Annotated in this window: 16 protein-coding genes; 2 read left to right on the forward strand and 14 right to left on the reverse strand. The window is 62.9% G+C overall.

Annotation, left to right across the window (positions count from 1 at the left end):
- Positions 1-45 precede the first annotated feature (45 nt).
- The 10 genes from argR to WBK23_RS13025 all read right to left on the reverse strand — a co-directional run bounded on the left by argR (position 46) and on the right by WBK23_RS13025 (position 11,831).
- The gene (gene argR / locus WBK23_RS12980; RefSeq protein WP_424484356.1) at positions 46-1,026 is read right to left on the reverse strand and encodes a transcriptional regulator ArgR; all 981 of its coding nucleotides are present in this window, start codon (positions 1,024-1,026) and stop codon (positions 46-48) included.
- A 67-nt stretch (positions 1,027-1,093) separates the two neighbouring features.
- Positions 1,094-1,858 carry an ABC transporter ATP-binding protein gene (locus tag WBK23_RS12985; RefSeq protein WP_339524131.1) on the reverse strand — a complete coding sequence of 255 codons (765 nt, stop codon included), beginning with the start codon at positions 1,856-1,858 and terminating at the stop codon, positions 1,094-1,096.
- Positions 1,859-1,876: 18 nt separating this feature from the next.
- Positions 1,877-2,989: a succinylglutamate desuccinylase/aspartoacylase family protein gene (locus WBK23_RS12990; RefSeq protein ID WP_424484357.1), complete on the reverse strand. Its 1,113-nt coding sequence runs from the start codon at positions 2,987-2,989 to the stop codon at positions 1,877-1,879.
- 10 nt (positions 2,990-2,999) lie between these two features.
- Complete coding sequence (locus WBK23_RS12995; RefSeq protein ID WP_424484358.1) at positions 3,000-3,698, reverse strand: ABC transporter permease; 699 nt, start codon at positions 3,696-3,698, stop codon at positions 3,000-3,002.
- A 15-nt stretch (positions 3,699-3,713) separates the two neighbouring features.
- Complete coding sequence (locus WBK23_RS13000) at positions 3,714-4,403, reverse strand: ABC transporter permease (RefSeq protein ID WP_424484359.1); 690 nt, start codon at positions 4,401-4,403, stop codon at positions 3,714-3,716.
- Between the two features lie 193 nt (positions 4,404-4,596).
- On the reverse strand, positions 4,597-5,376 hold the full coding sequence (locus WBK23_RS13005; RefSeq protein WP_424484360.1) for a transporter substrate-binding domain-containing protein: 780 nt from the start codon (positions 5,374-5,376) through the stop codon (positions 4,597-4,599).
- Between the two features lie 562 nt (positions 5,377-5,938).
- Positions 5,939-7,894 carry an acetate--CoA ligase gene (acs, locus tag WBK23_RS13010; RefSeq protein ID WP_424484361.1) on the reverse strand — a complete coding sequence of 652 codons (1,956 nt, stop codon included), beginning with the start codon at positions 7,892-7,894 and terminating at the stop codon, positions 5,939-5,941.
- A 320-nt stretch (positions 7,895-8,214) separates the two neighbouring features.
- The gene (locus WBK23_RS13015; protein ID WP_424484362.1) at positions 8,215-9,123 is read right to left on the reverse strand and encodes a DUF4824 family protein; all 909 of its coding nucleotides are present in this window, start codon (positions 9,121-9,123) and stop codon (positions 8,215-8,217) included.
- Entirely contained in the window at positions 9,120-10,196 is a 1,077-nt protein-coding gene (locus WBK23_RS13020) for a DUF2157 domain-containing protein (protein WP_424484363.1), read from the reverse strand. The genes WBK23_RS13015 and WBK23_RS13020 overlap by 4 nt, the downstream gene beginning before the upstream one ends.
- Before the next feature lie 81 nt (positions 10,197-10,277).
- Positions 10,278-11,831 carry a sigma-54-dependent transcriptional regulator gene (locus WBK23_RS13025; RefSeq protein WP_424484364.1) on the reverse strand — a complete coding sequence of 518 codons (1,554 nt, stop codon included), beginning with the start codon at positions 11,829-11,831 and terminating at the stop codon, positions 10,278-10,280.
- 252 nt (positions 11,832-12,083) lie between these two features.
- Here WBK23_RS13025 and WBK23_RS13030 point away from each other — a divergent pair, with 252 nt between their 5' ends.
- Together WBK23_RS13030 and WBK23_RS13035 are read left to right on the forward strand one after the other, a co-directional pair.
- Entirely contained in the window at positions 12,084-12,893 is an 810-nt protein-coding gene (locus WBK23_RS13030; protein ID WP_424484365.1) for a winged helix-turn-helix domain-containing protein, read from the forward strand.
- Positions 12,886-13,395, forward strand: a complete 510-nt coding sequence (locus WBK23_RS13035; RefSeq protein WP_424484366.1) for a hypothetical protein — start codon at positions 12,886-12,888, stop codon at positions 13,393-13,395. The genes WBK23_RS13030 and WBK23_RS13035 overlap by 8 nt, the downstream gene beginning before the upstream one ends.
- Positions 13,396-13,417: 22 nt before the next feature.
- Here WBK23_RS13035 and WBK23_RS13040 read toward each other — a convergent pair whose 3' ends face one another.
- From WBK23_RS13040 to WBK23_RS13055, 4 genes are all read right to left on the reverse strand, one after another.
- Positions 13,418-14,986, reverse strand: a complete 1,569-nt coding sequence (locus tag WBK23_RS13040) for a response regulator (RefSeq protein WP_424484367.1) — start codon at positions 14,984-14,986, stop codon at positions 13,418-13,420.
- 34 nt (positions 14,987-15,020) lie between these two features.
- The gene (locus WBK23_RS13045; protein ID WP_424484368.1) at positions 15,021-16,421 is read right to left on the reverse strand and encodes a diguanylate cyclase; all 1,401 of its coding nucleotides are present in this window, start codon (positions 16,419-16,421) and stop codon (positions 15,021-15,023) included.
- Positions 16,418-17,578, reverse strand: a complete 1,161-nt coding sequence (locus tag WBK23_RS13050) for an HD-GYP domain-containing protein (protein WP_424484369.1) — start codon at positions 17,576-17,578, stop codon at positions 16,418-16,420. The genes WBK23_RS13045 and WBK23_RS13050 overlap by 4 nt, the downstream gene beginning before the upstream one ends.
- A gap of 130 nt (positions 17,579-17,708) precedes the next feature.
- Positions 17,709-21,395 (reverse strand): PAS domain S-box protein, encoded by a 3,687-nt coding sequence (locus WBK23_RS13055; protein WP_424484370.1) that lies wholly within the window; start codon positions 21,393-21,395, stop codon positions 17,709-17,711.
- Positions 21,396-21,567: the final 172 nt, after the last annotated feature.

Genomic DNA, 21,567 nt, shown 5'->3' on the forward strand with positions numbered 1-21,567 from the left:
CGTTGCAAAACGACTGCGCTAGATTATGCCGCGTCGAAAGCGGCCTCAACCGCGCTCGACGGGCGTCGAGGTCAGCTCGAATGGGCTGTTGCTGCGCCGCTGGTTGCGGTCTTCGCGCGGGGTGGCGCCGAAGAAGTTGCGGTAGGCGCTGGAGAAGTGTGGACCGGAGGAGAAGCCGCAGGACAGGCCGATCTGGATGATCGATTTGCTGGTTTGCATCAGCAACTGACGGGCTTTATTCAAACGCAGTTCCAGGTAGTACTGGCTGGGGACGCGATTGAGGTATTGCTTGAAGATTCGTTCCAGCTGACGACGCGATACGCAGACATGCTGGGCGATCTCGTCGGTGGTCAGCGGCTCTTCGATATTGGCTTCCATCAACAGTACGGCCTGAGTCAGCTTGGGGTGGCTGGAGCCCAGACGGTTCTGCAACGGAATACGCTGACGCTCGCCACCTTCGCGGATGCGCTCGACCACCAGCTCTTCGGATACCGCACCGGCCAGTTCAGCGCCGTGGTCGCGGGCGAGCAAGGCCAGCAGCAGGTCAAGCACCGCCAGGCCGCCACAGGCGGTCAGACGATCGCGGTCCCAATCGAACAGATGGCTGGTGGCAATCACCTTGGGAAAACGCTCGCTGAAATCATCCTGCCAGCGCCAGTGCACCGAAGCGCGGTAGCCATCGAGCAAGCCCAGCTGCGCCAGTGGGTAGACCCCGGCGGCGATCGCGCCGATTACGCAACCGCCACGCACCAACTGCTTGAGCGCCGCGGAGAGCGCGGCCGGCATCGGCCCCGGTGGTTCATCGGCCAGCAAAAAGAGCTTCTGACAGCCCTCAAGCTTGCCCACCCAGGACTCGCCCGGCAGCTGCCACGCGCTTTCAAGCGGCGCTTCGGCCTGCAGAAACACCAGCTCGTAGACCACCTCGGGATGGACGCGCTGGGCAACACGCAGCGCCTCCTCGGCCAGGGCCAGGGTCAGGGGCTTGGTGGTGGGCCAAAGCAGGAAGCCAATTCGGTGCGCATTCATGGGGGGCAGTTTAGGCTCTGTTGGCGATTATGGGCATAGCACAGGGGCGCACGGTTGTTGCCGCAGGTTACTTGAGGCTACCCGAAAGGAACTGCTGCAAGCGCTCGGACTGCGGATTGGCCAAGACCTCTTTCGGGCAACCGCGCTCTTCCACCACGCCCTTGTGGAGGAACACCAGCTGGTTGGAGACTTCACGGGCAAAGCCCATTTCGTGGGTCACCACGACCATGGTGCGGCCTTCCTGCGCCAGATCCTGCATGACTTTCAGCACTTCACCGACCAGCTCCGGGTCCAGCGCCGAGGTCGGCTCGTCAAACAGCATCACCTCAGGTTCCATGGCCAGGGCGCGGGCAATCGCCACACGCTGCTGCTCGCCGCCACTCATGTGCGCGGGGTAGGCATCTTTACGGTGGGCCACGCCGACCTTGTTCAGGTAGTGCTCGGCCTTTTCCAGGGCGTCCTTCTTGCTCATGCCGAGCACGTGCACCGGCGCTTCCATGACGTTTTCCAGGGCGCTCATATGCGACCACAGGTTGAAGTGCTGAAACACCATGGACAGGCGCGAGCGCATGCGCTGCAACTGCTTGGGATCGGCGGCTTTCAAGCCGCCGTCCTTGTTGGCCACCAGTTTCAGCTCTTCGTTGTTGAGCAGAATCTTGCCGCCGTGGGGCTGTTCCAGCAGGTTGATGCAACGCAGGAAGGTACTCTTGCCCGAGCCGCTGGAGCCGATGATGCTGATCACATCGCCGGCCTTGGCCGCGAGCGAGACACCTTTGAGGACTTCGTGGCTGCCGTAGCGCTTGTGCAGATCCTGAACTTCAAGTTTGTACATGGTTTCCACTCTCTTGAATCAGTCGCTGAGCAAGCGACCCTGGCGAATAGGGGTACGACCGGCCACCTTGGCCAACCACAAACCGGGTTGAGCAAAACGTAACCGCTCGCGCGCATAAAGCACGCCGTCTGCAACCGCACAGACCGTCGTGTGGCGATCGTCCAGCGGATCGATCACCTCGAACAAAGGGTCGCCCGCTTTGACCTGGGCACCCACAGTTTGCAGAAAACTCACCACCCCGGCATGCGGCGCACAGGCGTACTGCGCGCCGGCAAACGGGGTCGCATCACAACTGGGCAACGGCGCGGCCGACCAGTCGCCGGCAATCAGGCCCTGCTCGGCGAGAAACGCCAGGATCGCCTCAGCGCGAGTCTCGGCTTCGGTTTTACCGGTATCGGCCATGCCGCCCAGCTCGACCGTCACCGCCAGACAGGCCAGCGGTACGTTGGCCTGGGGGAAGTGCCGCGCCAGGTGGACCCAGGGCAAGGCACAGGCTTCATCGAAGGAACCACCGCCAGAATCCTCGACGGTCAGCGCAGCCGCAGCCTGCAAACGCGCCGCCAGGGAACGCAGCTGCGGCCATTGCTGCGGCAGCAGGTACAGGTGCACCGCGGCGTCAAAATCACAATGCAGGTCGAGCACCACATCGGCATCGCAGGCGTGCTTGAGCAGCAGCCGCTGCAAACCTTGCAGCTCCGAGCCAGCCGGCGGCAAGGCGTCCAGGGCGGCGAGCATGGCGGTGCGAATCAAGCGCACATTGCTCGGCCCGTCACTGCCCAAACAGCCTTCCAGTGCCGGCGCGATGCTTTCGGCCAAGGCAAAGAAATCGCGGTTGAAGTTCTTCCCGCTGCCCAGTTCGAAACGGCCCTGGTGGGTCGCCTGGAACATCTGCCCCAGGCCGATGGGGTTGGCCACGGGTACCAGCTCGATCACCCCGGTCAGGCGGCCCTGAACTTCCAATTCACGCAAGCGCCGTTTCAGTTCCACCGCCACGCGCATGCCCGGCAGCTCGTCAGCATGCAAGGACGCCTGGATATAGGCCTTGCACGGACCGTGACCGAAACGGAACACGCTCAAGCGCCGTTCAGTTCCCGGACAACCCCACGGCAGACGATGGTCGATGCGCTGCATGGCTATTCCCTCAGGCCTTGCGCGGGGCCAGGTAGGCCAGCCAGCGGCGCTCGGCCAACTTGAACAGGCGCACCAGGATAAAGGTCAGGCACAGGTAGAACAGGCCGGCAGTGATAAACGCCTCGAACGGCAGGTAATACTGCGAGCTGACGGTGCGCGCCGCACCGGTGATGTCGATCAGGGTAACGATCGACGCTAGCGAGGTGGTGTGCAGCATCATGATCACTTCATTGCTGTACTGCGGCAGTGCCCGGCGCAGCGCCGACGGCAGCAGGATGCGGCGATACAGCTTGGCCCGCGACATGCCCATGGCCTTGGCCGCCTCGATCTCACCGTGCGGCGTGGCCTTGAGGCTGCCAGCCAGGATTTCCGCCGAGTAGGCGCTGGTGTTGATGGCAAACGCCAGGCAGGCGCAGAAGGTGGCGCTGGAGAAATATGGCCACAGCGCGCTCTCACGCACCGCATCGAACTGCGCCAGGCCGTAATAGATGAGGAACAGCTGCACCAGCATCGGTGTGCCGCGAATCACGTAGGTGTAGAGCCAGGCCGGAAAGTTGACCAATGCCGACTTGGAAACGCGCATCAAGCCCAGCGGAATCGCCAGGGCCAGGCCGAAAGCCAGGGAGATCAGCAAAATCTTCAGGGTTACCAGCACGCCATTGAAGTACAGCGGCAGGTTTTCCAGGATTACGTTGTAGTCAAAAATCATCGTTGCGCTCCCCGCTTACAGATCAGCGGCTTTGGTGCCGACCGAGTAACGTTTTTCCAGGTAACGCAAAGCCAGCAACGACACGCTGGTCAGCACCAGATACAGAGCCGCCACGGCCAGATAGAAGGTGAACGGCTCGCGGGTGGCGTCCGCAGCGCTTTTCGCCTTGAACATCATGTCCTGCAAACCAACCACGGAAATCAGCGCGGTGGCCTTGGTCAGTACCAGCCAGTTGTTGGTGAAGCCGGGAATCGCGAAGCGAATCATCTGCGGCACCAGAATGCGGAAGAACACCTGCATACCGCTCATGCCGTAGGCGGCGCCCGCCTCGGCCTGCCCTTTGGGGATGGCCATAAAGGCACCACGGAAGGTTTCCGACAGGTAGGCACCAAAGATAAAGCCCATGGTGAATACGCCGGCGATAAACGGGTTGATGTCGATGTAGTCGTCGTAGCCGAGCATCGGTGCCAAGCGGTTCACCATGTCCTGACCGCCATAGAAAATCAGCAGGATCAGCACCAGGTCGGGAATACCGCGAATCACCGTGGCGTAGGTCTCGCCCAGCAGCGCCAGCCACTTGATCGGTGACAGGCGAAACGCCGCACCCAGCAAGCCCAACACAATGGCCACTGCCATCGATGTCAGCGCCAGAATCAGGGTGAGCCAGGCACCCTCCAGAATGGTCGAACCGTAGCCGTTGAGCATGCTCTAGTTACCTCATACAAGCGCCGGGCAGCACCAGGGAGCACAACAAAAAATTGCCAGGAGCAATTTTTGACGTCGCTCCGCGACGGCCCGCAGGGTGGCCACCAGGGATGGTGGTCACAAAAAAGTGGCGTAAACCTTGGGGTGAAGCCGGTCTACGCCACTTTCAGTGAAGACGTCCGAGCCGACTTGATCAGTCGCCGTAGACGTTGAACTGGAAATACTTGTCCTGCACGGCCTTGTACTTGCCGTTGGCACGAATGGCGGCAATGGCAGCGCTGATCTTGTCGGCCAGGGCCTTGTCACCCTTGCGCACCGCGATGCCGGCACCATGGCCGTAGTACTTTTCCTCGGTAAAGTCTGGGCCTACCAGGGCGAAGCCTTTACCGGCGTCGGTCTTGATAAAGCCATCGTCGATATTCACCACGTCAGCCAGGGTGGCATCCAGACGGCCGGAGGCGAGATCCAGGAAGGCTTCGTTCTGCGAGCTGTAACGCACCACTTCAACGCCTGCCGGGGCGAACACCTCGGTGGCATGACGGTCGTAGATCGAGGCACGCTGCACGCCGAGCTTCTTGCCCTTGAGATCGACCAGCGGGTCATTGATCACGGTACCGGCCTTCATCGCCAGTTTGCCGGGGGTGTGATAGTACTTGGAGCTGAAGTCGACCGACTTCAGGCGCTCTTCGGTGATGCTCATCGACGACAGTACGGCGTCGAACTTGCGTACTTTCAGGGCCGGGATCAGGCCGTCGAATTCCTGCTCGATCCACTTGCATTCCACTTTCATCTCTTCGCACAGGGCGACGCCGATGTCGTAGTCAAAACCGCTGATGGCACCCTCAGGGGTCTTGAAGGCGAACGGCGGGTAAGCCGCTTCGATACCGATGCGCAGGGGCTTGGCGTCTTCAGCCATGGCCAGCGGCGACAGCATGGACAGCGCCAGTGCGCCGAGAAGTGCAATCTTCTTCATCTTGTGACTCCTTCGAATGGGAATGGCATCAGGTGGCAGAAAGCGTTGGTGAGTGCATCCAGCCTTGCATGAATTGTAGTGAGTCGCCGCCAAGCTGCGCGGTACGCAGTGCACAAGCGGCCCTAGCTGGGTGAGCGGCATTCTAGCGACAGCTCGAAAGTCGATATTTCTTCAATGCGACAAGTAATTACAAAAGGCCAGGACGGCTGCAGCGAGGAGATTGACAGCCCTGCAAAAACATGCAGAGACAGGAAAGACGATCAACCATTGATTAAAGCAATTAACACGCCGACTCAGACAAGAACCCGTATTTACAGGCCTTGTAGCGCTTACCTGACGACCCAGAGCAGATAGGCAACGCGCCAGAACAGCGCAAAACGTTCCCATGCATCCCATTAAAGTGCGCGGCGTTACCCCTGGGTGACACCCTTTTGCCCGGATGAAAATCGATAAACACACCGAACAGACTTGCCCACCTACAAACAGATTACTGCCACCCACACAGCACAACGCCCCGCCCGGCTTATGGCCGGACGGGGCGTTGCTACAGGCACTGGCTAGGTCAGGCGGCCTGCATGTCGCGGTGAGTCTCTATCAGGTGCTGCACCACGCCAGGATCGGCCAGCGTGGAAATATCGCCGAGTGCATCGTATTCGGCGGTAGCGATCTTGCGCAGGATGCGGCGCATGATCTTGCCCGAGCGGGTTTTCGGCAGGCCAGGGGCCCACTGAATCACGTCCGGCGAGGCAATTGGACCGATTTCCTTGCGCACCCAGTTTTTCAACTCCTGGCGCAATTGCTCGGAAGGTTGTTCGCCGCCATTCAGGGTGACGTAGACATAGATGCCCTGCCCCTTGAGGTCATGCGGCACACCGACCACCGCCGCTTCGGCGACTTTCGGGTGGGCGACCATGGCGCTTTCGATCTCGGCGGTCCCCATGCGGTGCCCCGAGACGTTCAACACGTCATCGACCCGGCCGGTGATCCACCAGTAGCCGTCTTCGTCGCGGCGCGCACCGTCACCAGTGAAGTACATGCCCTTGAAGGTCTTGAAGTAGGTGTCGACGAACCGGTCGTGGTCACCATACAGGGTGCGCGCCTGGCCCGGCCAGGAATCGATGATCACCAGGTTGCCTTCGGCAGCGCCCTCGATCAGGTTGCCGAGGTTATCCACCAGCGCCGGCTGCACGCCGAAGAACGGCCGGGTCGCCGAGCCGGGCTTGAGCGCAGTAGCGCCCGGCAGCGGGCTGATCAGAATGCCGCCGGTTTCGGTCTGCCACCAGGTATCGACAATCGGGCAACGCTCCTGGCCAACGGTCTTGTAGTACCAGTTCCAGGCTTCCGGATTGATCGGCTCACCGACCGAACCGAGCAGACGCAGGCTGGAGCCATCGGCACCCGCTACTGCCGCTTCGCCCTGAGCCATCATGGCGCGGATCGCCGTTGGCGCGGTGTAGAGGATATTGATCTTGTGCTTGTCGATGATCTTCGACACCCGGGTGATATCCGGATAGTTCGGCACACCCTCGAACAGCAAGGTGGTCGCGCCGTTAGCCAGCGGGCCGTAGACGATATAGCTGTGGCCGGTGACCCAACCGACGTCGGCGGTGCACCAGTAGACCTCACCCGGTTTGTAGTCGAACACCCGCTCATGGGTCAGTGCGGCGTACACCAGGTAACCGCCGGTGGTGTGCTGCACGCCCTTGGGCTTACCGGTGGAGCCGGAGGTATAGAGGATAAACAGCGCTTCCTCGGCCCCCATTTCCTTCGGTGCGCAATGGCTGGAGGCCACCGCCATCAGGTCTTCGTACCAGATATCGCGGTGCTGGTTCCATTTGATCGGGCTGCCAGTGCGCTTGCACACGACAACCTTCTGGATGCTCGCGGTTTCCGGATTGGTCAGCGCGTCGTCGACGTTGGCTTTCAGCGGAGTTTTCTTGCCGCCGCGCAGGCCTTCGTCGGCGGTGATCACCACCTTGGATTTGCAATCGATAATGCGCCCTGCCAGAGCCTCCGGCGAGAAGCCACCGAACACCACCGAGTGGATCGCACCGATGCGGGTACAGGCCAGCATCGCCACCACAGCCTGCGGAATCATCGGCATATAGATGGTCACCACGTCGCCACGGTGCACATCCTGGCCGCGCAGGGCGTTGGCAAACTTGCACACCTGCTCGTGCAGCTGGCGGTAGGTGATTTCCTCGTGCTCGGACGGATCATCGCCTTCCCAGATGATTGCGACCTGATCGCCGCGTTCGGCCAGATGACGGTCCAGGCAGTTGGCCGAGACGTTCAGGGTGCCATCGGCAAACCACTTGATATCGACATGGTGATCATCGAAGGAGGTTTGCTTGACCGTGGTAAACGGCTTGATCCAGTCAATGCGCTTGGCCTGCTCACGCCAGAAACCATCGGGATTGATCACCGACTGCTGGTACATGGCTTTGTAGGTGGCTTCATCGGTCAGCGACTGAGCCGCTACCTCCGGGCGTACGGGATACAAGGACGCAGCACTCATCAGAAAATACCTCGGTGGGCAGTTGTTGTTCTATGCGCCATTTTGTAGCCCGCCACCCACCTTTGAGCCATTCGACCATGGTCTTACCGCTCTACGACTATGGTCTTGCGGGCTTTTTACGAGCAAAAAAATGTCGGGAACAATTTTTAACGTCGCATAGCGACGGCCCGGAGGGTGGCTGCCATGGATGGCAGGCAATAAAAAAATGGCGGTCAAATGACCGCCACCTAAAACATTCCGGGGAGGGAATGGAGAAACGCTCGTACCCAATCCACGCAGGAGAGGAACGCTTCAAGTCTCTCTCAGGGCAACACGGCCGGCTATTGCACCTTGGTCGTAGGTGCAGGCTGGCGCGCCTGCAACTCGGTAAACCGGGGCTCCAGCCGCCGACCAAAAGTAATTTCGGCGCTGAACAGCTTGTCGGTGCTCGAATAATCCAGGTCAGCCTGCTCACCCCGCTGCGGCAAGCTATCGAACAGCGCATGCCAGCGCTGCGGCAGATTGATGCTGTGCACGCCCGGGGTATCTGCCGAGCCGCCGAGTTGCCAGACCCAGCGCTGGCTTTCGGGGCGCGGGTCTTCGCCTTCACCCGCCCACTCCGAAAACTGGCTATTGGCGTACGCCTGTACGCTGCCCCGCACGATGGCGTAACGCTGGCGATCCGGGTAACGGGTGCGCAGCGCCTGCAAATCCGGGCCGACATCGACCACCAGCAAGCGACTGGCAATCTGCTGCTCACGCAGCAATGCGTCGTGGGCGCGCTCGGCCGCCTCCTGCACATCCTGGTTATCCGGTGCCAATCCTTGCAAGCGCTGGGCCTCGGCGTACTCCGCACGAACCTGCTGCAGCTCGCGTTGATAGGCCGGCCCGTCGAGTTCCAGTACCAGCAGCGCATCACGGTCAAGCTGACGACGGTAACGGCGCACGCTGTCTTCGCTCAGCTCAGTGGGCACACTAAAACCCAGTTCTGCCATCTTCTCGGCGCTGATCGACGGGTAGTAGCCGTTATCCTCGGCACGGCTGGGCCAGCGGTAATTCAGGCTCAGGGCGACGCTGTTGTTCTCCTTGCCCCCGTAGGAATAACGGTTATCCAACTCGCGTTCGGACAGCTGCAGGCGACTGTCGGCCGGTTCCTGGCGATTCCAGTAAACCCCAGCCAGGGCAATGGCGTTGACCAGGCCAATCAGGCCGAACCCCGCGAGCAGATAATGGCGGCGATTCCAGTTCATCGGGCACCTCCGGCAAGCAGACCATGACGGCTGCGCAAACGCCGCAGCATCAGCAGGATCAATACCGCGCTCAAGCCCAGCACCAGGAAGAACAGGTACTTGGGCATGCTCTCCCACCACCAGTCGAACAGCTTGGTGTAGAGGAAGATCACAAAGAAGGTCAGCCCGGTATTCACCACATCCGGCCATTCACGACGCACGCCGAGCCAGATCACCAAAGCTGCCAGTACGAAGCCCAGCAGCTGATACGCGTTTTCGATATGGCTGGAGGGATAATCGAAATAACTGCCCTCGCCCCAGTGCGCCAAGACCAACACCGGCAGAAACAACGCCAGCAGCGCTAACACCCGGTAGATAAGGGTGAAACCGTCGTAGCGGCGCTGATCGATCACGAGCGGTACCGCGAAGATCAGCAAAGCTGCCGGAATAAAGTTCTCCGGGCGCTGACCAAAGCCCAGCCAGTAGATGCCATTCCAGATACCGACACGGGCGGCGATAAACGCCAGCAGGCAGATAATCCCCGCGGCCAGCAGCAACCGAGCGCCACAGGCATAGGCCAGCAACAGCGCATACGCGGCCCAGGGCAGTAGTGCCTTGTCCGATGGGGTGATACTGAAGATCTGCCCGAGCATGACGATGTTCAGGACAAAACAGGTGAACGCCACCAGCGCCGCCAGCTTGCTGAAATAGCCCGAGCTGTCGCGGCGCTGCACCCACAGCGTCAGGCCGAACGAGGCGAAGCTGGCGCTCAGCAGAATCGCCACCTGGCTGAGTTCGCCGAACAGGCCCCAGAATTGATAGAACAGAAAGAACACGCTGGCCGCCAGCGCCAACGCGCCGAGGAACGAGGCGATGCGCATGCCCAGCGACAGCTGCCGGGTCTGCAGATTGTGGTCGATATCGAAAGCGGCCAGGTAGCTGCCGAGCAGTTGCTGCTGATGGCTGTACAGGCTGGCGTGCTGCGCCTCTGTCAGCTGCAGCACCTGCTCCGTCTCAAGACGGGCCAGTTCACGGTTGAACACGCCGATATCATCGGCGCGTTGCTGGGCATCACTGCGGTTCAGGGTCGGCATGGCAATCCTTGCTGCGGCTCCACTGCGTGGCGGTAGAGCGACACTCTAGCGGCAAATACGCGGTGCTACATCCACCCCCGGCTAGTCCTTGCCCAAGCCATGCTGACGCAGCTTGTTGGCGATGGTGGTGTGTGACACACCGAGGCGCTTGCCCAGCTGGCGGCTGCTCGGGTGGTCGTGGAACAGTCGCTCCAGCACGGCCTTTTCGAAACGGCCGAGAATCTCGTCCAGGCCGCCCTCCACCGAGAACTCGCCCAGAGGCTGCGGCGCGCCGTAGTCCGGCAGGCGGATATGTTCGCCCTTGACCGTGCCGCCATCGCACAGCGACACGGCCTGGAACAGCACGTTCTCCAACTGCCGCACGTTGCCCGGCCAGTGGTAGTGGCTGAGCTTGTCCAGCACCTGTGGCGCGAGTTTGGGCAGCGGGCAGCCGATCTGCCGGCTGGCCTGGTCGAGAAAGTGCTCCACCAGCGGCGTCAGACCGTCCAGGCATTCGCGCAGCGGCGGGATATGCAGGCTCAGCACATTGAGGCGGTGATAAAGGTCCTGACGAAACTCGCCCTTGGCGCACAGTTCGGACAGGTCGACCTGGGTGGCGCAGATCACTCGCACGTCCAGGTACACCTCCTCGTCGCTGCCGACCCGGCGGAAGCAGCCGTCCTGCAGAAAGCGCAGCAGCTTGGCCTGCAGGCGCGGGCTCATCTCGCCGACGCCATCGAGAAACAGCGTGCCGCCAGCGGTCAGCTCGAGCAGGCCGAGCTTGCCTTCCGGGCGCGCGCCCTCGAAGGCCCCGGGGCCGTAGCCGAACAGCTCGGTCTCGGCCATGGACTCCGGCAAGCCGGCGCAGTTCAGCGCCATAAATGGCGACTGTCCACGCGGGCTGGCCAGGTGGCAGGCGCGGGCCAGCAGCTCCTTGCCGGTGCCGGTTTCGCCCTCGATCAGCAGCGGCGCATCCAGCGGTGCCATACGCCGCGCTTCACGCACCACGGCGGCCATCACCTTAGAACTCTGAAAGATGCTGTCGAAACCGCGCAGCTCCTGCTTGCGCACGTTGTAGATGCGCTCGCCGACGCGATCCGCGCGGTGCAGGGTCAACACCGCGCCGGCCAGGGCATCGCTTTCATCGTGTTCGGTTTGCAACGGGGCGATATCGGCGAGAAACACATCGCCCTTCACTTTCACCCGCAGGCCATTGATCCGTGATTTGTTGGCGCGCACCAGTTCCGGCAGATCGAAATCCTCGGCGTAGCGCGACAGCGGAATGCCCGGCACTTCGTCCACCCGCACCCCAAGCAGCTGCGCGGCGCTGCGGTTGGCGGCAACGATGCTGCCGCCCATATCGATCGACAGCACCGGAAAATCCAGCGCCCCGAGCAAGGCATTCAGCTCCAGATGACGGCGCTCGCTGGGCATCAGACCCACGCGTTTGACCCCGAACACCCCGGAGATCGCCTCGAACTTGGGTCGCAGCGATTGGAACTGCAGGTTGATCAGGTTCGGGCAGTGCAGGTAGATCGCGTTGCCCTGCTCGCCGCCGACCTCGCCACGGGCGACGTTGATGCCGTATTCAACCAACAGGTTGAGGATGTCGCGCAGGATGCCAATTCGATTCTGGCAGTGGACTTTGATACGCATGGTTTGCCCCAGGTCTGGAGTGGCCCGCTTCTAGCTGGCCACTTTTTCGTCAAGAATATGTGACAAAAAAGCAAATCACCACCGGATTAGCCGCACAAACCCTGCATGGCCGTAACCATTTCATTACGAACAGACCGACCGCCAAACTGGAAAAGCTGCACCAGCCGCCGGGGTGCACCACAACAATCGGAGCTAACCTGTTAATGCCGCAGCCATCACCCAAACGCCGCAACCACAGGCAGCAGTCATTGCATGAGCACCTATGTCATCAATCGCTTGATCCATTTCGACAACGAGGCCTACGTGCTCTACACCGCCGCGGCCCCCGAGGAAGCACTGCGGATCGGCGCCATTGCCAGCCGCTGCCTGACCCTGCTGCTGCAGGCCGATGGGCAGATCGTCAGCAAGCGCGATCTGATGCGCGGTGCCTGGGGCGCATTCGGCCTGGAGGTGACGGACAACAGCCTGGCCCAGGTGGTCCGCCAGCTGCGCGTGGCGCTGGAAAAGCTGCAGCCTGACCACGAGCTGATCATCACCATCCCGCGGATCGGCTACAAGATCAGCGAACAGGTCGAGTTGCTCGACGCGCCCCCCCCCCCTGCCCCGGATGAGCCGCCGGCCGCTGCCGTGTCGCTACCCGCCGCACCACCGCAGATCAACGCGCCACCCTCGCCTGCCTCCCAGCCACGCCACAGCCACCACAGCAGCTGGCCTGAAAAATTGCTGCTGGGGTTCGCTGCTATTGCCTGCTGGGCCGCGCTGTTCCACCTGCCGAGCCTGCTGCGCCAAACGGCACTGCCCGAGCAGCCCTTTGCAGAGGCTCGAATGGAACAGATCGATGGCATCGCCTTTCACCTGGAAAGCATGCCGGGCGGTGCCCTGCAGCCCGACAACCGGCGACTGGCCGTGCAGGTGAAGGCGCTGGGGCTGGCACTCGACATGGATGCGCTGAAGCTGCATGTCTACCGCTTCGCGGCTCAGCATCGCAGCCTGGACCTGCTCTGCGAGGGTGAGCTATCGGCGCGCGACAGTCACTGCCTGGGGCTGCAACTGGATGAATAGGCTAAGACGCTGGCGGCATCTGTGGATCTTCTTGGTCGTGGGCGGCATGTGCCTGGGTGCCGGGACCCTGGTCAAGCACCAGGACAGCCCGCTCGACCTGCTGTGCAGTGGGCGCACCGGGCAGGTACTTATCGGCGCAGGGCACACACAGTGGTTGCTGAGCGACTATGACCTGGATCTGCGAGCCGAAGGCCTGGGGAACTTCCGCACCAGTTCACGCCTGCTCACCCCACAGACTCAACACATACAAGGCCACCTGCATCGCAACGCCAGCTTTAGCCACACCCGCCAGGGGCAGCGACTGTTGATCCGTGTGCAGCACAGCGGCAAGAGCACGACGGACAACCTGCAAGAGCAACAACTGGCCAGCCTGGGCCTGTTCATCTTCAACGAACAGCTGCAGCTTACCTACCGGCTCCGCCGGCTCGACCCACAGAGCGTGCTGATCAGCACCGGCCGCGGGGGCGTGGTGCTGTGCAAACAATCCACCACACTGCGCTGAGCCAGGAACAGCGCACAGGGCGCTAGCGCACGGGCAGTGGCTGCTCGGGGGCGACTCGTGGCAGTGTCAGCAGCAGGCAGGTGCTGTTCTGCGCCTCGTCGACCTGCAACTCCAGCGTGCCGGCCTGGGCCTGCGCCAGCTGTTTGGCCGAATAGGTGCCCAGACCACTGCCATTCTTCTTGCCGCTGCTGCTGTACTTGTCGAAGAAATGCGGACGGAAGGCCTCGGGCACCGCCGGCTGGTTCTCCAGGCGGATACACAGCTGCTCGTCCAGTTGCACCTGCACGCGCACCCGGCTGCCCTCAGGGGCCGCCTCGCAGGCGTTCTTCAGCAGATTGTTGAGCAGCGAATAGCACAGCATCTGCTCGCCCCAGGCCTGTACGGGCTCGGCCGGATTGACCTCGGGCAGGCTCAGTTCGATGACCAGCTCCTTGGCCTGATAGGTCATCCGCGTCGCCTCCACCATGCTGCCGAGCATCGGTGCCACCTCCACGGCGGCCGGACACAGCTCGAAGCGCCCGGTCTCGATCTTGTACAGCTCCGCCGACAGATTGATCATGTCCAGCAGTTGCAGGCTGCTGTCTTCGAGCATGCCCAGCATGCGTTCCTGCCCCGGCAGCAGATTGCCGCCCTCGAGCAGGCCACGGGCCAGGCCAAGGATGCCGCTGAGCGGGGCCTTGAGGTCATGCCGGCTGATCTGCTCGACATCCTCGCGCAGGCGCGCCAGCTCCAGCTGGTCGTTGTAGTCGGCCTGCACCTCGCAATGCCGCTCCACATGGCGCAACAGGTTGCCGACCCGTAAGCGCAACAGCTGCGGGTCAATCGGCTTGTGCACGAAGTCCACTGCACCCAGTTCAATGCCACGCTGCTGGGCCTCGGGCTCGGTCATAGCGGTGATAAAGATCAGCGGAATCTGGCTGGCCTGCGGATGGCTGCGCAGCTGCCCGGCCAGTTCGAAACCATCCATGTTCGGCATCATCACATCGAGCAAAAGCAGATCCGGTGGATCGTCCGAAGTGCAGATGGCCAGGGCGGTGTTACCGTTCTGGGCCACGCGCACACGATAGTCCGGCATAAACAGCCCGGAAATCAGTGCGAGGTTGTCCGGCATGTCGTCCACCACCAGCAGCGTGGGGCGTTTCACCTGCTTCTTCGCGGGCAGCACCATCGGCGCATCCGTCTGCACCTGCAGCTGCGGCCTGCGCTGTGGCCGGTGGCGCATGGCCCGGGCCAGGTGCTGGGTCAGATCCTGAGCGTTGTAGGGTTTGATCAGCAGGCTGCTGACCCCGCTGGCGATCAACTGGCTGACCTGCTCGCGCTCGCACTCGGCGGTGATCATGATGAACGGCAGGTGCGCCGTGCGCTCGTCGCTGCGCACCTTTTGCAGCAGCTCGAACCCCGACATCACTGGCATGTTCCAGTCGGAGATGATCACGTCCACGCGCCGCGCCTGGAGGATTTTCAGCGCCTCCAGGCCATTGTTGGCCAGCAGGATCTGCCGTGCACCGAGGCGGGTCAGCTGACTGCTGTTGATCTTGCGCATGGAATCGGCGTCATCGACGACGAGAAAAACGGTTTGCTCGGTAATCATGGGTTACTCCCTAAGATAAATAGCGCGGCCTGGCCTAAACGGCCCGCGTATCCGCGGCGCTCTGGTCGTCCACGCAACGGTCGCGACCCTGCTGTTTGGCCTGGTAGAGCAGCTGGTCGGCACGTTTCAGCAGCGCTGGCAGATCGTCGTCCACGCCACGCCAGGCGGTCAGCCCCAGGCTGCAGGTGACGGCGATGTGTTGCTGGCCATAGCTCGCGGCTGTCGTGTGCAATACGTAGCGCAAGCGCTCGGCCATCTGCCGCGCGCCCAGCAGGTCGGTTTCCGGCAGCAACACGAGAAACTCCTCGCCGCCCATGCGCGCCAGCAAATCCTGCTCGCGCAGCACCCCGCGCAGGCACTCGGCAAAGAACTGCAGGACGATGTCACCGGCGTCGTGGCCGAAGCTGTCGTTGACCCGTTTGAAGTGATCGATGTCCAGTTGCAGAACACAGAACCCCCGCCCCGAGCGCAGTGCTCGGGCGCGTTCGGCCCCGGCCAGCTCCAGCGCGGCGCGGCGGTTGTACAGGCCGGTGAGGAAGTCGCGAGTGGACAGCCGGTGCAGGCGTTCGCTGAGCCCGATGGTGTGCAGCAGGAACCCGAGGACGCCAAGCAAGGCCAGGGTAATGCCCAGAATCAGGGCCAGCTCGCGGGCGTTGAAGCGCAGGTAACGTTGCAGCCCATCCTGCCCCAGCGGCTCGCTGCGGTAGACCGCGCGCAAGCCGGTCGCCTCGTCGACCAGAACCATTTGAAAACGCCCCTCACTCACCAGCGCCAGCCCCGGTTCGAGCTCCGCCGGTGGCGTGAAGGCTGTGGCGGAGGGCCGGTATTCGGCCTGCTCGCCATGGAAAACGATGTCGAAGAACTGCGCCGGCTGAGCGCCAGGCTGCAGCGCCACATGCAACACCAGATCCGCGGCAAGGCTCGGCATAGGCCGCGCCAGGGTCAGGGCGTGCGACTCGGTACGGGTCTCCAGCACCAGCCGCTCGCCGCCGGCGCACGCGCGGCCCAGGTCAATATGGCTGGTCAGTTGCAAGGTGCCATCGACAACCGACAGGCGCGGTGCCTGCGGTGAGGCGATGCCACTCTCCGGCCAGGCCTGTACCCGCTGCGTAGCCGCGCGCAGCCCCTGACTCCTGAGCTGGGTCCAGCCCTGCAGAAAAACCCGCGCCGGTTCTTCCAGGCAGCCACCGTTCAGATTCAACTCCAGGCCGCTCAACAAGGCTGGCTGTAGGCGATGTCCATCGAGCTGCTCCTGCACGCGCTCGAACGCCGCCACGCTGTGCTGGCGCAGCAAGGCCGCCTGGCTGTCCTGAAACACCCCGAGCTGGCGGTGGAACTGGTCCTCGACCACCACCACGCCGATCAGGCAGAACAATGCCGCAACGCCGTAGACGAGCCCGCGCAGCAACTTGCCATGTTTGACCACCAGGCTCATCGGCTGACACTCCCCGGCAGTGGGGCATGCAACGCCTGCTGCTGCACCTTGACCTGCAGGCTCTCGTCGGTATCGGCATAACGCTGGGCGATCTCCTGAAACGTCTCCTGCAGGCTGAGAAACGCCTCGACCACGGCCGGATCGAAATGCCCGCCACAGCCCTCGCGGATAATCTCTGCGGCCTTCGCATGGGGCATTTCTGGCTTGTACACGCGCCGGCTGATCACCGCGTCATAGACATCGGCCACCGCCATCAGGCGGGCGCTCAGGGGAATGGCCTCGCCGGCCAGGCCCTGTGGGTAGCCGCTGCCATCCCATTTCTCGTGGTGGCTGAGGGCGATTTCCTTGGCGATGCGCAGGAACGGCACCGGTGCGCCGAGCATCTCCTCGGCATGCACCAGCGCCTGGTAGCCGAGGCGCGGGTGGTGCTTCATCACCTCGAACTCGGCCGGTTCGAAACGCCCCGGCTTGAGCAGGATGTGATCGGGAATGCCGACCTTGCCGATGTCGTGCAGCGGGGCCGACTTGTACAACAGTTCGATGGCCTGCTCGTCCAGTTGCGCGGCAAAGCGCGGCTGCTCGGCCAGCTTCTGCGCCAGCACACGCACATAGTTCTGGGTGCGGCGCAGGTGGTTGCCCGTTTCGTTGTCGCGGGTTTCTGCCAGCGAGGCCAGGGCCAGGATGGTGACATCGTGGACGGCCTGCAGCTCACAGGTGCGCTGCGCCACCTCCTGGTCCAGGTAGGCATTGCGGCTGCGCAACTGGTCGGCGGCACTCTTCAGGCGCAGCTGGCTACGCACCCGCGCCAGCAAGGTCGCCGGCTCGATCGGCTTGCTCAGGTAATCGCTGGCACCCAGTTCCAGGCCATGCTGCTCATCCTTGGCCTGGTCCTTGGCGGTGAGGAACAGCACCGGGATTTCACGGGTCAGCGCATCAATCTGCAACTGGCGGCACACCTCGTAGCCATCCATGTCCGGCATCATCACATCCAGCAGGATCAGGTCCGGGGCATTGCGCCGGGCAATCTGCAGCGCCTTCGCGCCATCGGCAGCCACCCGCACGTGGTAATCCACACACAGCAGTTCACTCATCAGATGCAGGTTCGCCGGTACATCGTCGACCACCAACAGGGTGGCCTTGCGGGCGCTTGTACTCATCTGTGTCACCTCAAAATTAGTGGGCGGCCGGCCTGCAGCCAGGCTCGCCGATTCGACCCGGGCATTAGCGCATGACGCCATCTGCGCCGCTCTGAATAGGGCTGAATTGCTCTGAATTTCCCTGAAACCCTCAGGCCACGGGGCTTAGCCGGGTGCCGACAGCTTCCTCCAGGCAGGCCAGCGCCTTGTCGAAATCGAAGCAGTCCAGCGCCGCCGTCAGGTGTGTGGCCTGCCGCGGAAACGCCGCGCGCAGCACCGGTGCATGCCTGGCGAAGCAGGACAGCGCCTCGGCATCGTTATCCGCCAAGAGTTCGCTCAACCTGTCGCACACCTGCTGCAGCTGCTCGTCGTCCACCTCGGCCGCGACCACCAGCTCGGGTTTCTGCAGCTGACGCAACTGGGCCAGCACGGGGTGCAACGCCGCCTGCAAGGCCAGCAACAATGACTGGCTGCTGACACCCTGGCGCAGCTGTTGCTCCAGCTCACCTGCGGCCTGGGCCACGGCCCCCATGCCCAGGGTGGCGGCAACACCCTTGCAGCCGTGGGCCAGGTGTTCGGCGCTGGTCAGGTCGGCTGCCTGCAGGGCGTCTTCCAGTTGCACCAGCAACTGCGCCTGGCTGCCGAGGAACTGACCGAGCAGCTGGCGATAGAGCGGCTCGTTACCCAGCACCCGACGCAGCCCCGCCGCGACATCCACCCCGTCCAGCTGCAACGCAGGCAGCTGTTGTGCGGCCGGCGACTGGCTGCAACGCTGGCCGAGCCAGCGCTGTAGCACGGCATGCAGCGTCTGCGGCTCGAATGGCTTGCTGATGAAATCGTTCATCCCGGCGGCCTGGCAGGCCTCGCGGTCCTTAGGCAGGGCATTGGCGGTCATGGCGATCACCGGCAACTCGGCCAATTCCGAGCGCAGGCGCATCTGACGGGTCGCAGCCAGGCCATCCAGCACCGGCATCTGCATATCCATGAAGACTAGCTCGTAAGCCTGTACGTCGAGCAGGTCGAGGGCCTCGCGACCGTTGCCGGCGATATCGACCTGGCAGCCCACGGCCCGCAGCAGCTCGGCCGCCACCTGCTGGTTCAGCGTGTTGTCCTCCACCAGCAGCACGCGCACACCAATCAGTTGCAGGTCCTGCGGCAGTGCGGCAGCTGTCGGCACCCGCGGGACTCGCAGCGCCGCGTGGGCCGTTTGCAGACGCGCGGTGAAGCTGAACGTGCTGCCCTGGCCAGGCACGCTGCGCACCGCCACGTCGCCGCCCATCAGCACGGCCAGCTGCTTGGCGATGGCCAGGCCCAGGCCGGTGCCGCCATAACGGCGGGTGGTCGAGGCATCGGCTTGCTGGAAACTGGTGAACAGCTGCGCGCACTGCTGCTCGGTGAGGCCGATGCCGGTGTCGCTGACCTGAAACTCCAGGCACAGGTCATTCGCGGTGGTCTCGCGTAGCGCCACGGCGATCTCGATCCGCCCATGCTCGGTGAACTTGACCGCGTTGCCCAGGTAGTTGAGCAGGATCTGGCGCAAGCGCAGCGGATCGCCATGCAGCTGGTCGGGCACCTGCGGCGGCACCGCCAGGTGCAGCGCCAGGCCCTTGCCGAGGATGCGCGGCTGCAGCAGGTCGGTGACCTCCTGCAGCAGGTGCTGGAGGCTGAAGTCCTGGGTATCCAGTTGCAGCTTGCCGGCCTCGACCTTGGAAAAATCGAGGATGTCGTCGAGGATGCCCAGCAGGTGGCGGCTGGAGCTTTGCACCTTGCTCAGGTAGTCGCGCTGGCGGGCGTCCAGTTCGGTCGCCAGGGCCAGGTGGGTCATGCCGATGATGGCATTCATCGGCGTACGGATCTCATGGCTCATATTGGCCAGGAATTCGGCCTTGACCCTGGCCGCCGTCTCCGCCAGCTCGCGCGCCTCGTACATTTCCGCGGCGGCGGCCTGCTGCTGCGAGATGTCCTCGACGATCCAGATCGAACCCTGTTCGAGATCGCCAGGGCTCACCGCACGGGCGCTGAGAGCGGCCCAGAACAGACTGCCGCCCTTGTGGCGAACCTGCACCTCGCGACGGAAGGTCTCGCCCTCATGCAGCTGCCGGCGAATCTCGCCCATGTCTTCCTGTGCCATTGCCTCACTGGCCCAGATGGTGGGCGACTGTTGCAGCAGCTCACCCTCGGCATAACCGAACACCTCATGCAGGCTGGAGTTGGCCTGCACGATAAGCCCGCCGCGGATAAAGGCGATGCCATAGGGGGCCGCCATCAAAATCGCGCGTTGCTGTTCATGAGCGACCTGCAGGGACCGCTCATGCTGCTTGCGCAGGCTCAGATCACGGATCACCACGCACAGGGAGTGACTTTCTCCATGACGCAAAGGCAGAGCCGAGACGCGAATCTCGATCGGGAATTCGCTGCCATCGAAGCGTCGCGCCAGACCTTCGCCAACCTTGATCGCCAAGGGGTTGGCGAGGAAGTCGCGGAGGATATCGTCAAGCGCATGCCCCTGGTGCGGGGGCACCAACACCTCGTAGTGCTGAAGTATTAGGCCGGCCTTGGGATAACCGAAGATGCGTTCACATTCGTTGTTGGCCAGGATGATCTGGCCGTGCTCATTGCACACCAGCATGCCATCGGGTGCCGCCTCGACTATGCCGCGGAACCAGCTTTCAGTGGCTGCCAAAGCATGCTGTTGTCGCGACAACTGCTCGGCCTGCTGACGCGCCTGAAGCAACAGCGCCTGCTTGTGTTCGCGCTGCAACAACAGCCCCCACCAGGCGCAGACCGGCTCGTGCAGGGCGTCGAGCAGCTCCAGCTGCTGGGCATTGGGCTGCTGCGCCAGGCGCAGATCGACGATGCCCTGCTGCTGACCGTCGTGCAGCAGGGGCAGGTGATAATGCAGGTAGCACTCGTTGCCCACCGGGCTCGGCTCGTCCTCACTGAAAACGGCGCGGGTACCCGGCAACCACTGCGCCAGGCGCTCGATCAAACAGCTGATAAAGGCCGCCTGGCTGGGGCTGGATTGCAGGTCTTGCGCCAGCTCGCCGAGGCACTCCTTGGCCCACTGCTGATGCAGGATCCGCTGGTTGACCAGCCGGTAGGCGTCCAGGGCACGGGCCAGTGCACCCAACTCGTTGCGCGCCTGGCAGTGGTCCATGCGCGCAATCATCTCGCCCGCCTGCAGCCGACACGTTTGCTCGGTCAGTCTGCGCAGCGGCTTGAGCAGGCCACGCCGGACGAACAGCAGCATCGCCAGCACCACATAGGCCACCGTCAGCACCAGCATAAAGGCGGCCAGCACCTGGGCGTCCCCGGCCTGCTCGATGGAGTCGGCCGCCTGCTGATTCTGGCGGGCATAGACGCGGGTGCGCAGCTCATCCAGTAGCCCGGTGACCTCCAGCTCGCTGTTCACATATACCAGCTGCTCCAACTGCAGGCTCGCACCACGCGCCTGGCGCTCGGCTATGGCCTGCTGCTCCATTGCCACCTGCAGCCCATTGAGCTCGACAGCCCGGCGCAGCATGCGCTGCTCTATCGGTATCAGATTTTTCTTCTGCAAGCGCTGAAGCGCCTTGGCAAAGCTGCCGGCATTGAGCAACTGAAAGTAACGCTCGCGATAGAGATCGTCGCCAGTACCCACATACATGCGGGCGAACTGCGTCAGCTGGCGATTGTCGGCGAACAGCTGCGAGCTGATGGTGGTTACCTCAAAGCGCTGCTGCATCACGCGCAGGCTCTGCTGGTAGTACTGATCGGCTTGCCAGACGCTGGCGAGGCAAGCGACGCCGATCACCAACATGCCTGCTGCCAGCCATTTACTCAGCCTGTCGAGGCTCATGGGGGTTCCCTCACGTAGTCGGGACCGCCTGGGACGCACTGCGCCCCAGGCAATCTGGGTGAAGGGAATTGACGCATAGGGCGCTCGCCAGTCGCTCTGAATTCTCCTGAATTGTCCTGAAATGCCTGCTGAAAAGCGCTGATCGACCCGGTTTGACTGCCCTTGGGCGGCG

It is taken from the genome of Pseudomonas sp., from assembly GCF_049653025.1.
Taxonomy (GTDB): Bacteria; Pseudomonadota; Gammaproteobacteria; order Pseudomonadales; family Pseudomonadaceae; genus Aquipseudomonas.

Bases quoted from the DNA above. Each gene is read 5' to 3' on its own strand.
- argR (WP_424484356.1), bottom strand. From the start codon at position 1,026: ATGAATGCGCACCGAATTGGCTTCCTGCTTTGGCCCACCACCAAGCCC.
- WBK23_RS12985 (WP_339524131.1), bottom strand. From the start codon at position 1,858: ATGTACAAACTTGAAGTTCAGGATCTGCACAAGCGCTACGGCAGCCAC.
- WBK23_RS12990 (WP_424484357.1), bottom strand. From the start codon at position 2,989: ATGCAGCGCATCGACCATCGTCTGCCGTGGGGTTGTCCGGGAACTGAA.
- WBK23_RS12995 (WP_424484358.1), bottom strand. From the start codon at position 3,698: ATGATTTTTGACTACAACGTAATCCTGGAAAACCTGCCGCTGTACTTC.
- WBK23_RS13000 (WP_424484359.1), bottom strand. From the start codon at position 4,403: ATGCTCAACGGCTACGGTTCGACCATTCTGGAGGGTGCCTGGCTCACC.
- WBK23_RS13005 (WP_424484360.1), bottom strand. From the start codon at position 5,376: ATGAAGAAGATTGCACTTCTCGGCGCACTGGCGCTGTCCATGCTGTCG.
- acs (WP_424484361.1), bottom strand. From the start codon at position 7,894: ATGAGTGCTGCGTCCTTGTATCCCGTACGCCCGGAGGTAGCGGCTCAG.
- WBK23_RS13015 (WP_424484362.1), bottom strand. From the start codon at position 9,123: ATGAACTGGAATCGCCGCCATTATCTGCTCGCGGGGTTCGGCCTGATT.
- WBK23_RS13020 (WP_424484363.1), bottom strand. From the start codon at position 10,196: ATGCCGACCCTGAACCGCAGTGATGCCCAGCAACGCGCCGATGATATC.
- WBK23_RS13025 (WP_424484364.1), bottom strand. From the start codon at position 11,831: ATGCGTATCAAAGTCCACTGCCAGAATCGAATTGGCATCCTGCGCGAC.
- WBK23_RS13030 (WP_424484365.1), top strand. From the start codon at position 12,084: ATGAGCACCTATGTCATCAATCGCTTGATCCATTTCGACAACGAGGCC.
- WBK23_RS13035 (WP_424484366.1), top strand. From the start codon at position 12,886: ATGAATAGGCTAAGACGCTGGCGGCATCTGTGGATCTTCTTGGTCGTG.
- WBK23_RS13040 (WP_424484367.1), bottom strand. From the start codon at position 14,986: ATGATTACCGAGCAAACCGTTTTTCTCGTCGTCGATGACGCCGATTCC.
- WBK23_RS13045 (WP_424484368.1), bottom strand. From the start codon at position 16,421: ATGAGCCTGGTGGTCAAACATGGCAAGTTGCTGCGCGGGCTCGTCTAC.
- WBK23_RS13050 (WP_424484369.1), bottom strand. From the start codon at position 17,578: ATGAGTACAAGCGCCCGCAAGGCCACCCTGTTGGTGGTCGACGATGTA.
- WBK23_RS13055 (WP_424484370.1), bottom strand. From the start codon at position 21,395: ATGAGCCTCGACAGGCTGAGTAAATGGCTGGCAGCAGGCATGTTGGTG.